The sequence below is a fragment of the Kosakonia sp. 1610 genome, from assembly GCF_050435845.1.
Lineage (GTDB): Bacteria > Pseudomonadota > Gammaproteobacteria > Enterobacterales > Enterobacteriaceae > Kosakonia > Kosakonia cowanii.
On record NZ_JBNDKZ010000008.1, the window covers coordinates 145,256 to 158,032 of the forward strand.

A 12,777-nucleotide genomic window follows, 5' to 3' on the forward strand; every position below is an offset into this window, starting at 1 on the left:
TCAGGGTTGAAAACGGGAAGTATCGCTCTTCCTGTCAAAGGGGGCGGATACTCTCTTCATCCAGATCCGCATCGAAAAAGCGCTGCAGGGTCTGGATATTGCTATCCGCAATAATCGACTCGCGCGCCTGCGCGAGCTTCTCTTCATAGATGGCCTGACGCCACTCCAGCGGCGTACGCACCGCCGGATTATCATCTTCAATAATAGTCAGTTCAACCGCAGAACCGTGCAATTCGCCAAGCGCCTCGCCGAGCGTCTTCACCGCGCCGGGCGAATGGAGATGGCGCTGGGCGCTGCGAAGGTGCAGACAGATGCGCGCGCCATCCTGCTCTTTCCAGGCATTCAGCGCCACCTGCTCGACCAGTTTAGGCAATTTCAGCAGACTCACCTCTTTTGCCCACGCGTCGCGCTCGATCGCCTCTTCTGCCAGCTTCTTCGCCAGCTCCGGCGTTTTCTCGTGCTCAAGCGCCTTTTTCAGCGCTTTTGGCGTGGCGATGACCTCTTTTACCGTCTCAACGACGGTGGTCGCTTTCCAGCGATAGGCCTCTTTTTTCACCGGCTTGTTGTCGGCCGTTGCCGCCGCCGGGCGGGACTGTACGCGCTCGGTGACAGAGGCGAGCCTCTCCAGCGCGGCGTTACTCACCGGCCGCGCGCGGGTTGCGGCTGCCGGTTCACTCTTTTTTGCTTTGTCTGCTCCCTGCGCCTGCTGCAGCTGTCTGCGCGCCGCCAGCACCTGGCTGGTAGAGGGCGGCAGCGGAACATCTTGCTGGGGCGCGGGCTGCGCCTGCGGTGCAGGAGCGACCTGCTGCGGCGACATCACCGCCGTCGGCGCGACCGGCGCAAACGAAGCCTGCTGCACTTCTGGCGCAGGCAGCGGCGCGCGCGGGTGGAACGCCAGCGCGCGCAGTAGGGTCATCTCAACGCCCATCCGTCTGTCGGGCGCGAAGGGTAACTCTTTGCGGCCAATCAGCAGCGTCTGGTAGTAGAGCTGAATATCGGCAGGCGGTACGGTGCGCGCGAGTTCGCGCAGACGGTGCTCCACCGATGCCATATCGCTGCCGAGTGCCGCTGGGGTGAGCTGAACCATGGCGATGCGGTGCAGCAGGCTCTGCATCTCCAGCAGCAGCGCGTCCCACTCGACGCCACGCGAGGCGGCATCATGGACCAGCGCCATTGCCCGCTCGCCGTTGGCGGCAATCACCGCCTCGACCAGTGAGAGCGCCTGATCGTCATTCAGCGTGCCGAGCATGGCGCTGACTACCGCAGCGGAAAGCTGGCCGTTGCCGCTGGCGATTGCCTGATCGGTCAGGCTCAGGGCATCACGCAGGCTGCCGTCGGCGGCGCGCGCCAGCAGTTGCAGCGCACGCGGCTCGGATTCGATCTTCTCATCAGTGAGAATATGTTCAAGCTGGGTGCGGATCTGATCGACATCCAGCGCTTTAAGATGGAACTGCAGGCAGCGGGAAAGGATCGTCACCGGCAGTTTTTGCGGATCGGTGGTCGCCAGCAGGAATTTAACGTGCGCGGGCGGCTCTTCAAGGGTTTTCAACAACGCGTTGAAGCTGTGACGCGAGAGCATGTGCACTTCGTCAATCAGATAGACTTTGAAGCGGCCACGCGCCGGCGCGTACTGGACGTTGTCCAGCAGATCGCGGGTATCTTCCACTTTGGTGCGCGACGCGGCGTCGATCTCAATCAGATCGACAAAACGGCCCTGCTCGATTTCACGGCAGTTATCGCAGACACCGCACGGTGTCGCCGTAATACCGGTTTCGCAGTTAAGCCCCTTCGCCAGCAAACGGGCAATAGAGGTTTTTCCGACGCCGCGGGTGCCGGAGAACAGATACGCATGATGAATGCGTCCTGATGTTAAGCCGTTCGCCAGTGCGGTCAGCACATGCTCCTGGCCGACGACGTCAGCAAAAGTTTGCGGTCGCCATTTTCGGGCTAAGACCTGATAACTCATTGGCAGGCTCTGAAACGCTGGAAGGTGGATTCACGAGGGGTAATGCTAACACAGCATCGGCTGAGAATGCACTTCATCCCTCAGGCGTGAGGGATGAAGGTACGCGGGATCAATGCCCCGGGAACGAGACCAGGCTGTAGCTAGTAACACCCTGTTTTTTCAGGCGCTCTTCGCCGCCCAGGTCGAACAGATTGATAATGAACGCCGCGTCGGTAACCTCGCCACCCAGACGGCGGATCAGTTTCACCGTCGCTTCGATGGTACCGCCGGTTGCCAGCAGATCGTCGACCACCAGCACGGTGTCGCCAGCCTGGATCGCATCAACATGGATCTCTAACTGATCGGTGCCATACTCCAGCTCATAACTCTCGCTGATAGTTTCACGTGGCAATTTACGCGGCTTACGTACCGGCACAAAGCCAACGCCGAGGCCTAACGCCACCGGCGCGCCGAACAGGAAGCCACGCGCTTCGGTACCAACAACTTTAGTGATCCCGGCGTTTTTGTAACGCTCAACCAGCAGTTCAATGCTGAGGGCGTACGCCTTCGGGTCTTCCAGCAAACTGGTGACATCACGGAACAGGATGCCCGGCTTCGGGTAATCCTGAATGCTTTTGATGCTGTTTTTGAGAAATTCAAGCTGCTGCGCAGTCGCTGTCATGGATATTTGCCTGATAGAAACGGTATTACTCACGGGACGTATGATAAAGGCTCAATTGGCCTCTGGTTAAGCTTTAACCAGTTGACCCCGTGCTCGAAAACGCTCGAATTTACTGGCAGTGAGCGAGAATTGCAACTGCCATCGCAGCGCATTAGGTTTTTTGTTGCTTTGCATCAACCACCGGTATCCGCCAGAGAAAAATCAGCAGACACGCGAGGATGATCAGCAGCAAAACGCGCACCCACATCATCTTCACAAAATAGAGCGAGACCGCGAAGGTCAGAAGCGTAATAACAATCGCGCGCGGCTTTGCGCCGGGCGGCATGGCGCGATACTGCTGCCAGTGCCGCAGATAGCCGCCAAACCATGAGCGGTAGAGCAGCCAGTGATGAAAACGCGGCGACGAGCGGGCAAAACACCAGGCGGCCAGCAGAATAAAAGGCGTGGTCGGTAAAACGGGCAGAACGACACCCAGGGTGCCGAGCACTACCGCCAGCCAGCCAATGATGATTAAAATAGTGCGTTGCATAGTGCTAATCGTTGCCGGAATAAGCGGCTAATGTACCATAATCGCCGTGAAAAAGAGGGAATGAGAGATGAAAAGCGACGCGCTTTTAGAGAGGCTGGAGCAGCAACTTGCCCGGTTACGCCAGCAGGCCGCGCCGCTGGCGGATCACGTCACCGTCAGCGCCCGTTTTGATCGCCATCTTTTTCAGACAAAAGATACGCGCATGCGTGCTTATCTTAATGAGACCGATAAAAACCTGGCGGCGCTGCGCGAGACCGTGGCGCGCAACCATTTGCCGCAGGCGCTCTGGCTGGCGGAGCATTTAACCGCACAAATCGCCGCGCTGACGCGGGAGAGCGCCGTCTGGCCACTGCGCCAGTGGGATCACGCCTCGCCCGGCATTACGCGCTGGCAGCGGCGGCGCTTGCAGCATCAGGAGTATGAGCGCCGCCTGCAGGCGATGAAAAACGAGCGTAACGTACGTTTAGCGTCGGTTACTACACTTGCCGAGCAGCAGAAGCTGCATAAAGAAGTGGAAGCATTAGATGTCCGGCTCGGCCGCTGTCGCAAAGCGCTGGAGAATATTGAGCGCGTGCTGGCGCGTTTAACCCGTTAACCAAGGAGAGATGATGTCGCTGGAAAATGCCCCGGATGAGGTCAAGCTGGCGGTCGATCTGATTATGCTGCTTGAACAGCATGAGATCGCCCCCGATCTGGTGTTAAAAGCGCTGGAGATCGTCAAACGGGATTTTGAACAGAAGCAGTTACAGCCGGTAGCCCCCCTTCCCTGAGGAAGAGGGGCTAACCATTACGACACTTCAGGTGTTGGATCGTCGCCCTTTATCTCGCGCTTCACTTCCGTTAACTCATCGCCCTTCTCATTGCGCAGGTGCACTTCGAGCTGGTTGAAGGCGATATTGATGTCGTTTTCCCGGCACATGCGATCGATGGTGCGGTTAAGCTCATCCACCGTATAGCTGCGATCGCGCAGTTCACGCACATACAGACGCAGTTCGTGATCCAGCGTGCTCGGCCCGAAGGTGGTAAAGAAGACCGCCGGTTCCGGATCGTGCATCACTTTCGGGTGATCCATCGCCGCTTTCAGCAGCACCTTCTTCACTTTCTCCAGATCGGAGCCATAGGCCACACCGATACGGATCACCACGCGGGTGATGGTATCGGAGAGCGACCAGTTGATCAGCCGCTCGGTCACAAAGGCCTTGTTCGGGATAATCACCTCTTTGCGATCGAAGTCGGTGATGGTTGTCGCACGAATACGGATCTTGCTGACCGTGCCGGAGAAGGTACCGATGGTGACGGTATCGCCGATACGCACCGGGCGCTCAAAAAGGATAATCAGGCCTGAGACAAAGTTACCGAAGATCTCCTGCAACCCGAAGCCGAGACCGACCGACAACGCCGCCGCCAGCCACTGCAACTTATCCCACGAGACACCGAGCGATCCGAAGACCGTTAGCGCTCCGACCGCGATAATGACGTAGTTCAGAATAGTGGTGACGGCGTAGGAGGAGCCCTGGCGCATATTGAGACGCGACAGGACTAACACTTCCAGCAGACCCGGCAAGTTGCGGATCAGTGCCCAAGCCACCACAAAGGCGATAATCGCAAACAGCAGGCTGCCGAGAGTAACGCTCTTGGTCACCGCCGCCCCCGCTTCGGTGCCGTTGTAGTGCCACAGCGTAATGCTGTCGAGGTAGGCAAACACAGTGATCAAGTCTGACCATATCGCCCAGAAGACGACGCCAAACAGCGCCACCATCACCAGCATGGTGATGCGCAGTGTCTGCTGGTTAACCTGCTCCAGTGCAATGGTCGGCTCTTCCGGCGGCTCGGCGCCTTCCGCGCCCTCTTTTACCATATTCTGGCGACGCGCCAGCGCACGGCGATAGGCAATACGCCGCGCCGCCACGCTCAAACCGCGCAGCACCGTCTGGTAGAGCAAGTTCCAGATAATCACCAGATAGACGGTTTCGATCCAGCGCCCGGCAAGGCGCAACGTGGTGTAGAAGTAGCCGGTCGCGGTCAGCACCATTAAGGCAATCGGCACAATCGCCAGCACCGTAACGGTGACCAGGCGCAGCGCATGGGACTCTTTATCGTGCCAGCTTTCGCGGAACATCGGCCACACCAGCGCGGTGATCACCAGCAGGTTCAGCAGAATGACAAACTGCCCGAGCACATCATCCATCAGATGCAGCGGCGACAGCTCAGAGACCACCGACCAGAAGTGGAGCGGCAGCAGCGCGAGGCTGATGCGCACAATCTGCCGCCGCCAGTGGCTGGTCAGCTGCGCTGGCATGCCAAAGTGGTTAACGGCAACGCCCTCTTTCTCCAGCACTTTCCAGCACAGGCCAAAGACCAGCCAGAAGAGCGCCAGCTTCTTACTGAATGCCCACAGCAGTTCGCTGATATTGAGCTGCATGGTAAGCAGAATCAGCCCCGCCGCCAGAATCAGCAGGCAGACCGGCAAGGCGCGGATCAGATCGATGAGAATCGCTTTTGGCGTATGCAGCTGGCTGTCGCTGCGAAGCTGCCCAACCTGCTCCGCCAGCTTTGCCTGATACTTTTTCAGCCAGCGCAAACGCCAGCGGATCAGCCCGGCAATCAGCAGCAGCGGCAGCCCGGCGAGAAACGCGATCGCCACCGCAGGCAACGCTTTTTCCCAGTTGACGGTAATGCGGGTGCCTTTGATCTCATCGCGCAGGGTCTGCGGGAAGGCTTTGATCCACTCCCAGTCCATCGGCTTGTTGCTGTTTACCCAGAAGATTTGCTGAGTCAGGATCTCTTGCAGGCTTTTTGACACGCTCATCAACTGCTGCTGATTGACCTGCAGGTTAATGGCCATCATCAGCTGGTTGCCGAGCTGCTTGTTTAGTTGATCGAGTAACTCACGACGCATATCGACCACCTGCAACAGCGCGTCGTGTACTTCGTCGTTGACTTCGCTCTGGTGACCCTCTTCCAGTTTGGCGACGAAGTTCTCGTTCTGGAACAGCGCGTCACGCTTCTGGTTGATGTCGAACTGCTCCAGACGCAGATCCGCAATGCGGTTGGTCATATCCTCAAGCTCATCGGCTGAGGGCAGCGTCTGCTGTTGCTGATAGAGGATGCGCGACAGTAGCAGGCTCCCCTTCAGCACCGAAATTTGTTCTTTAATATTGCGCTCGGATTGCAGGGCGCGGTCGAGCCAGTTCTTCACTTTGATATTCTGCTGCACCAGCGCGTTGCCGCTTTCGGTGGCTTCAATCAGCTTCTGGCTCAGCTGGTGGTTAATCTCCAGCTCCTGGCTCACCAGCGGGTTCGCCTGAATGCGCGCGGTATCATCCGGCGTCACCGCCTCCTGCGCCGTCTTCTCCGTCAGCGTCAGACGTTTGCTGTTGACCGCTTCCTGCAATAACTGAAGCTGGTGTTCGAGGCGGTTACTGTTTGCGGTGACATAATCCCGCTGCTTCTGCAGCGTATCCTGCAAAGTGGTATTGCCTTCGAGGCTTTTGCGCAGCTGTTCAATTTGCGCATTAAGCAGGGTTTGCTGAGCCTGTAACAGCGTTTGCTGCGTCGGGCGCAGGGCCCCTTCGCCGGCAACCGTGCCGTTCAGACGGTTGCGGATCTCCTGCAACTGCTGCGAAGCGCTGTACATCGCATTCTGTACGCGCTCCGGCTGCGTCTGCAGCGACACCAGCTGGCTGTTGTAGTTGGAGAGATCGTTCTGCGCGGTTTGCAGATCTTCAAGCAGCTGCGAAACGCGCGACTCCAGTTGACGAAGCGAGAGCGTGGCAAGGGTTTTGCGCGTCTCCTCATCGCTGTCTTTATCATTCAGCGCGTTAAGAGCATCGGTAGCCTGACGCAACTGCTCCGGCGCCTGCGCCACTTTCTGCTTCAGCAGCGCGGTCTCCTGCTTGACGCGGTCGATTTTATCCAGCGTATCAAGAGTCTCATTGAGATCCTGAATAACCAGCTTCTCCTGCGCGGAGTGATCTTTTTGTTTATTGAGTGCGTCGAGCTGATTCTGCACTTCGCTGCGCGAAGGCAAATCACTTCCGCTCTGTGCGGACGCCGCCAGGCTTGAGAAGCTGATAAAAATAAGAAACAGTGCGGCGGCAAATGCTGCGAACGGGTTAGGTGTGCGATTGGTGTGCAACATAATTTGAGCGATCGTTGTCTGTTCGGGAAAGCGGCCGGAGTGGCCACGCGCGAAGAATATCACGCGTGCAGACAACTACCTAGAAGAGTGAGCGGCCTCCAGGAGAAATCCTGGCGGCCTGCTTATGCCTTGAGAGCCGGCGTGTCGTCGCGCAGCGTCGGGCAGAACTGGCACATCTCCAGCAGGATGGCGACGTAGGCGCGCGCCTCTTTTTTCAGATCGAAAGATTGCGGCGCAAAGAGCCAGTTTTCCATAATTCCGGAGACATAGGCGCGCATCAGCACCGCGACACGGCGGGTTAAAAGATTAGCGGGCAATAATTTCGCCTGAATACATTCAGTGAGTGTATTTTCAATGCGATCGTAACTTTCCAGACATAAATCGCGCTGCGCCTCCTGCACTACCGCCATTTCGCCGACAAACTCGCATTTATGGAAGATAATTTCCATCATCAGCCGACGCCGCTCTTCGACAACGGTGGCTTCGAGAATATAAACCAATATTTCTCTTAATACTGAGAGTGGATCGCCAGGGAATTTTGCCCGATACTCAGTTTCAAGATCTCCAATACTGGACTCCGACAGTTCCCAAATTTCACTAAACAAATCTGACTTGTTTTTGAAATGCCAGTAAATCGCGCCGCGAGTTACTCCTGCCGCCTGCGCAATTTCAGCCAGCGAAGTTGATGAGACGCCCTGCCGGGAAAACAGCCGCATGGCAACATCAAGAATGTGTTGTCGCGTCTCAAGCGCCTGTTGTTTGGTTTTTCGTGCCATATGTCGGTGAATTTACAGGAGTCAGATTTACATACATTTGTGAATGTTTGTACCATAGCACGACCATAATATAAACGCAGCAATGGGTTTTTGGGCCTTTGATCCATTGATCAATTTGAAATCGGACACTCGAGGTTTACTTATGAACATAAACAGAGGGCTAACGCCTCTGGCGGTCGTTCTGATGCTTTCGGGCAGCTTAGCGCTTACAGGATGTGACGATAAACCTGCGCAGCAGCAGCAGGGAGCCGGCCAGGCGCCGGAAGTCGGCGTGGTAACGGTGAAAGCGGCACCTCTGCAGATCACCACCGAGCTGCCGGGTCGCACCACTGCATATCGCATTGCTGAAGTCCGTCCGCAGGTTAGCGGCATTATTTTGAAGCGCAACTTTACCGAAGGCAGTGACGTCGAAGCGGGTGTCTCGCTCTATCAGATTGATCCAGCGACCTATCAGGCCGCCTACGACAGTGCGAAAGGCGATTTAGCCAAAGCGCAGGCAGCGGCGAATATCGCGCAGATGACCCTGAACCGTTATAAGAAACTGTTGGGCACCAAATACATCAGCCAACAGGATTATGATACGGCGCAGGCAGACGCGCAGCAGGCAAACGCCACGGTTATCGCCGCAAAAGCTGCGGTCGAGAACGCGCGCATCAACCTGGCTTACACCAAAGTCACCTCCCCAATTAGCGGCCGCACCGGCACCTCTACCGTTACTGAAGGTGCGCTGGTGCAGAGCGGGCAGACCACTGCGCTGACCACCGTGCAGCAGCTTGACCCGATCTACGTCGATGTCACCCAATCCAGCAACGATTTCCTGCGCCTCAAGCAGGAGATGGCTAACGGTTCGCTGAAGCAGGATAACGGCAAAGCGAAAGTGGAACTGGTGACCAACGACGGCATGAAATATGACCAGTCCGGTACCCTTGAGTTCTCTGGCGTAACCGTCGATCAGACCACCGGTTCAATCACCCTGCGCGCCGTGTTCCCGAACCCGGACCACACGCTGCTGCCGGGTATGTTCGTGCGCGCCAAGCTGGAAGAAGGGGTTAACCCGAACGCCCTGCTGGTTCCGCAACAGGGTGTGACCCGTACGCCGCGCGGTGACGCAACGGCGATGGTGGTAGGTGAAGGCGACAAAGTTGAAATCCGCAATATCACCGCGACCCAGGCCATTGGCGACAAGTGGCTGGTTACCGATGGCCTGAAAAGCGGCGATCGCGTGATCATCGAAGGGTTACAAAAAGTCAAACCTGGCGTGCAGGTCAAGGCCCAGGAAGTGACATCTGACAAGAAAGAGCAAGCCCAGGCCAACGGCCAGTCAGAGCAACCGAAGTCTTAACTTAAACAGGAGCCGTTAAGACATGGCTAAGTTTTTTATCGATCGCCCCATATTTGCGTGGGTTATCGCGATTATCATCATGCTGGCGGGGGCGCTATCGATCCTCAAATTGCCGGTGGCGCAGTATCCAACGATTGCGCCACCTGCGGTTCAGATCACCGCTTCTTACCCAGGTGCTGATGCGAAAACGGTGCAGGACACCGTAACGCAGGTTATCGAACAGAACATGAACGGTATCGATAACCTCCTTTATATGTCCTCCACCAGTGACTCCTCTGGTACGGTCCAGATCACTATCACCTTTGATTCCGGTACTGATGCGGATATCGCGCAGGTTCAGGTGCAGAACAAACTGCAGCTGGCGATGCCGCTTCTGCCGCAGGAAGTGCAGCAACAGGGCGTGAGCGTTGAGAAATCCTCCAGTAGCTTCCTGATGGTGCTCGGTATGATCAGTACCGACGGCTCAATGAAGCAGGAAGATATTGCCGACTATGTGGGCGCGACCATTAAAGATCCGGTCAGCCGTACCAAAGGCGTGGGTGACGTTCAGCTGTTCGGCGCGCAGTATGCGATGCGTATCTGGATGGACCCGAACAAGCTCAATAACTTCCAGCTGACGCCAGTCGACGTGATCACGGCTATTAAAGCGCAGAACGCCCAGGTCGCGGCCGGGCAGTTGGGCGGTACGCCGCCGGTGAAAGGGCAGCAGTTGAACGCCTCGATCATCGCGCAGACCCGTCTCACCTCGACCGACGAGTTTGGCAAAATTCTGCTGAAAGTGAACAGCGATGGTTCGCAGGTTCGCCTGCGCGACGTGGCGAAGATTGAGCTGGGCGGCGAAAGCTACGACGTTGTCGCACGCTACAACGGTCAACCGGCGGCGGGTCTGGGTATCAAACTGGCGACCGGTGCGAACGCACTGGATACCGCAGAAGCGGTACGCGCGACCATTGCCGGTCTCGAACCTTTCTTCCCGCACGGCCTGAAAGTGGTTTACCCGTACGACACCACCCCGTTCGTTAAGATCTCTATTAACGAAGTGGTAAAAACGCTGGTTGAAGCGATCGTACTGGTCTTCCTGGTCATGTATCTGTTCCTGCAGAACTTCCGCGCGACGCTGATCCCGACCATTGCGGTGCCGGTAGTACTGCTGGGTACCTTCGCCATTCTTAACGCCTTCGGATACTCGATAAACACCCTCACCATGTTTGGTATGGTGCTGGCGATAGGCCTGTTGGTGGATGATGCCATCGTGGTGGTGGAGAACGTCGAACGTGTGATGATGGAAGAGGGTCTGCCGCCAAAAGAGGCAACCCGGCGTTCGATGGATCAGATTCAGGGCGCGCTGGTCGGTATTGCGCTGGTGCTGTCGGCGGTATTTATTCCGATGGCCTTCTTCGGCGGCTCTACCGGCGCAATCTATCGTCAGTTCTCCATTACCATTGTTTCCGCGATGGTGCTGTCGGTGATTGTAGCGCTGATCCTGACGCCGGCACTCTGTGCCACCATGCTGAAACCGGTCGCCAAAGGCGATCACGGCGAGCATAAAAAAGGCTTCTTCGGCTGGTTTAACCGCATGTTCGATAAGAGCACGCACCACTACACCGACAGCGTGGGCAATATCCTGCGCAGCACCGGTCGTTATCTGCTGCTCTATATTGTTATCGTTGCGGGCATGGCGGTGCTGTTTGTCCGTCTGCCGAGTTCGTTCCTGCCCGATGAAGACCAGGGCGTGTTTCTGACCATGGCCCAGCTGCCTGCCGGCGCGACGCAAGAGCGTACGCAGAAGGTGCTGGACGAAGTGACGAAATACTACCTGGAGAATGAGAAAGCCAACGTTAACTCGGTCTTTACCGTTAACGGCTTCGGCTTCTCGGGCCGCGGGCAGAACACCGGTCTGGCGTTCGTTTCGCTGAAAAACTGGGATGAGCGTGCGGGTGAGGAGAACAAAGTTCCGGCAATTGCAGGTCGTGCCAGCGCGCACTTCTCGCAGATTAAAGATGCGATGGTCTTCGCCTTTAACCTGCCGGCAATTGTTGAACTGGGTACCGCAACCGGCTTCGACTTCCAGCTGATTGACCAGGCTAACCTCGGTCACGATAAGTTAACGCAGGCACGTAACCAGCTGTTTGGCGAGATTGCGCAGCATCCGGATCTGCTGGTGGGCGTGCGTCCCAACGGTCTGGAAGATACGCCGCAGTTCAAGATCGATATCGATCAGGAGAAAGCGCAGGCGCTGGGCGTGTCGATTAGCGACATCAACACCACGCTGGGTGCAGCCTGGGGCGGCAGCTACGTGAACGACTTTATCGACCGCGGTCGCGTGAAGAAGGTTTACGTTATGTCGCAGGCGAAATACCGCATGCTGCCAAACGATATTGGCAACTGGTATGTGCGCGCGACGGACGGTCAGATGGTGCCTTTCTCCGCGTTCTCCACTACCCACTGGGAGTATGGTTCACCGCGTCTGGAGCGTTACAACGGTCTGCCGTCAATGGAACTGTTGGGCCAGGCTGCACCGGGCCGCAGTACCGGTGAAGCGATGGATCTGATGGAGCAGCTGGCAAGTAAATTGCCAACCGGCATCGGTTTCGACTGGACCGGCATGTCCTATCAGGAACGCCTCTCCGGCAACCAGGCACCGGCGCTGTACGCCATTTCGCTTATCGTCGTTTTCCTTTGTCTGGCGGCGCTCTATGAGAGCTGGTCGATTCCGTTCTCGGTGATGCTGGTGGTTCCGCTTGGCGTTATCGGTGCCCTGCTCGCGGCGACGTTCCGCGGTCTTGGCAACGACGTTTACTTCCAGGTGGGCCTGCTGACAACCATTGGCTTGTCGGCGAAGAACGCGATACTTATCGTCGAATTCGCCAAAGATCTGATGGATAAAGAGGGCAAAGGGCTGATTGAAGCGACGCTTGAGGCGGTCCGTATGCGTCTGCGTCCGATTCTGATGACCTCGCTGGCGTTTATCCTTGGGGTACTGCCGCTGGTTATCAGTTCCGGTGCGGGCTCCGGCGCGCAGAACGCCGTCGGTACCGGCGTAATGGGCGGGATGATCACCGCGACCGTGCTGGCCATCTTCTTTGTTCCGGTATTCTTTGTGGTGGTTCGCCGCCGCTTCAGCCGCCGCAACGACGATGTTGAACACAGCCACAAGGTTGAACAGCACTGATCCTCTCTGCTGATATAAGAAAAGGCCGCGCATAGCGGCCTTTTCTTTTTTACATCGTTGTGCTTTCCAACTCATCGGATCATTAAATACGTTATTGTTTAACTGATTAATTTATGCGTTAGCATTAAGGCATATAATCACTGTGTATTTGCGAATGTGCTATATTTTCCAGTAATAATCTTAATTTCTC

At 56.7% G+C, this 12,777-nt stretch carries 9 protein-coding genes and 1 other annotated feature; of the genes, 4 read left to right on the plus strand and 5 right to left on the minus strand.

Annotation, left to right across the window (positions count from 1 at the left end; translation table 11 throughout):
- Positions 1-34: 34 nt before the first annotated feature.
- The 3 genes from dnaX to ABIC80_RS19450 all read right to left on the minus strand — a co-directional run bounded on the left by dnaX (position 35) and on the right by ABIC80_RS19450 (position 3,156).
- Positions 35-1,966, minus strand: a complete 1,932-nt coding sequence (dnaX, locus tag ABIC80_RS19440) for a DNA polymerase III subunit gamma/tau (protein ID WP_429178330.1) — start codon at positions 1,964-1,966, stop codon at positions 35-37.
- Positions 638-702, minus strand: a sequence feature (DnaX frameshifting element). Its footprint overlaps the gene before it by 65 nt.
- Positions 1,967-2,075: 109 nt before the next feature.
- On the minus strand, positions 2,076-2,627 hold the full coding sequence (gene apt / locus ABIC80_RS19445; RefSeq protein ID WP_023478292.1) for an adenine phosphoribosyltransferase: 552 nt from the start codon (positions 2,625-2,627) through the stop codon (positions 2,076-2,078).
- A 151-nt stretch (positions 2,628-2,778) separates the two neighbouring features.
- Positions 2,779-3,156: a DUF454 family protein gene (locus ABIC80_RS19450; protein ID WP_042717622.1), complete on the minus strand. Its 378-nt coding sequence runs from the start codon at positions 3,154-3,156 to the stop codon at positions 2,779-2,781.
- A 67-nt stretch (positions 3,157-3,223) separates the two neighbouring features.
- Here ABIC80_RS19450 and priC point away from each other — a divergent pair, with 67 nt between their 5' ends.
- Both priC and rsmS read left to right on the plus strand, forming a co-directional pair.
- Complete coding sequence (gene priC / locus ABIC80_RS19455) at positions 3,224-3,751, plus strand: primosomal replication protein N'' (protein ID WP_429178332.1); 528 nt, start codon at positions 3,224-3,226, stop codon at positions 3,749-3,751.
- A gap of 13 nt (positions 3,752-3,764) precedes the next feature.
- Complete coding sequence (rsmS, locus tag ABIC80_RS19460; RefSeq protein ID WP_429178374.1) at positions 3,765-3,926, plus strand: pleiotropic regulatory protein RsmS; 162 nt, start codon at positions 3,765-3,767, stop codon at positions 3,924-3,926.
- Positions 3,927-3,943: 17 nt separating this feature from the next.
- Here rsmS and mscK read toward each other — a convergent pair whose 3' ends face one another.
- Positions 3,944-7,297 carry a mechanosensitive channel MscK gene (gene mscK, locus ABIC80_RS19465; RefSeq protein ID WP_429178333.1) on the minus strand — a complete coding sequence of 1,118 codons (3,354 nt, stop codon included), beginning with the start codon at positions 7,295-7,297 and terminating at the stop codon, positions 3,944-3,946.
- A 122-nt stretch (positions 7,298-7,419) separates the two neighbouring features.
- The gene (gene acrR / locus ABIC80_RS19470; protein WP_023478285.1) at positions 7,420-8,073 is read right to left on the minus strand and encodes a multidrug efflux transporter transcriptional repressor AcrR; all 654 of its coding nucleotides are present in this window, start codon (positions 8,071-8,073) and stop codon (positions 7,420-7,422) included.
- Between the two features lie 142 nt (positions 8,074-8,215).
- On the opposite strand from acrR, the gene acrA reads away from it, so the two are divergent.
- Both acrA and acrB read left to right on the plus strand, forming a co-directional pair.
- On the plus strand, positions 8,216-9,415 hold the full coding sequence (gene acrA / locus ABIC80_RS19475; protein ID WP_042714476.1) for a multidrug efflux RND transporter periplasmic adaptor subunit AcrA: 1,200 nt from the start codon (positions 8,216-8,218) through the stop codon (positions 9,413-9,415).
- Positions 9,416-9,437: 22 nt separating this feature from the next.
- Positions 9,438-12,587: a multidrug efflux RND transporter permease subunit AcrB gene (gene acrB, locus ABIC80_RS19480; protein ID WP_263753081.1), complete on the plus strand. Its 3,150-nt coding sequence runs from the start codon at positions 9,438-9,440 to the stop codon at positions 12,585-12,587.
- The last annotated feature ends 190 nt before the right edge of the window (positions 12,588-12,777 follow it).

Coding starts and splice junctions, on each gene's coding strand:
- dnaX (WP_429178330.1), bottom strand. CDS start 1,966: ATGAGTTATCAGGTCTTAGCCCGAAAATGGCGACCGCAAACTTTTGCT.
- apt (WP_023478292.1), bottom strand. CDS start 2,627: ATGACAGCGACTGCGCAGCAGCTTGAATTTCTCAAAAACAGCATCAAA.
- ABIC80_RS19450 (WP_042717622.1), bottom strand. CDS start 3,156: ATGCAACGCACTATTTTAATCATCATTGGCTGGCTGGCGGTAGTGCTC.
- priC (WP_429178332.1), top strand. CDS start 3,224: ATGAAAAGCGACGCGCTTTTAGAGAGGCTGGAGCAGCAACTTGCCCGG.
- rsmS (WP_429178374.1), top strand. CDS start 3,765: ATGTCGCTGGAAAATGCCCCGGATGAGGTCAAGCTGGCGGTCGATCTG.
- mscK (WP_429178333.1), bottom strand. CDS start 7,297: ATGTTGCACACCAATCGCACACCTAACCCGTTCGCAGCATTTGCCGCC.
- acrR (WP_023478285.1), bottom strand. CDS start 8,073: ATGGCACGAAAAACCAAACAACAGGCGCTTGAGACGCGACAACACATT.
- acrA (WP_042714476.1), top strand. CDS start 8,216: ATGAACATAAACAGAGGGCTAACGCCTCTGGCGGTCGTTCTGATGCTT.
- acrB (WP_263753081.1), top strand. CDS start 9,438: ATGGCTAAGTTTTTTATCGATCGCCCCATATTTGCGTGGGTTATCGCG.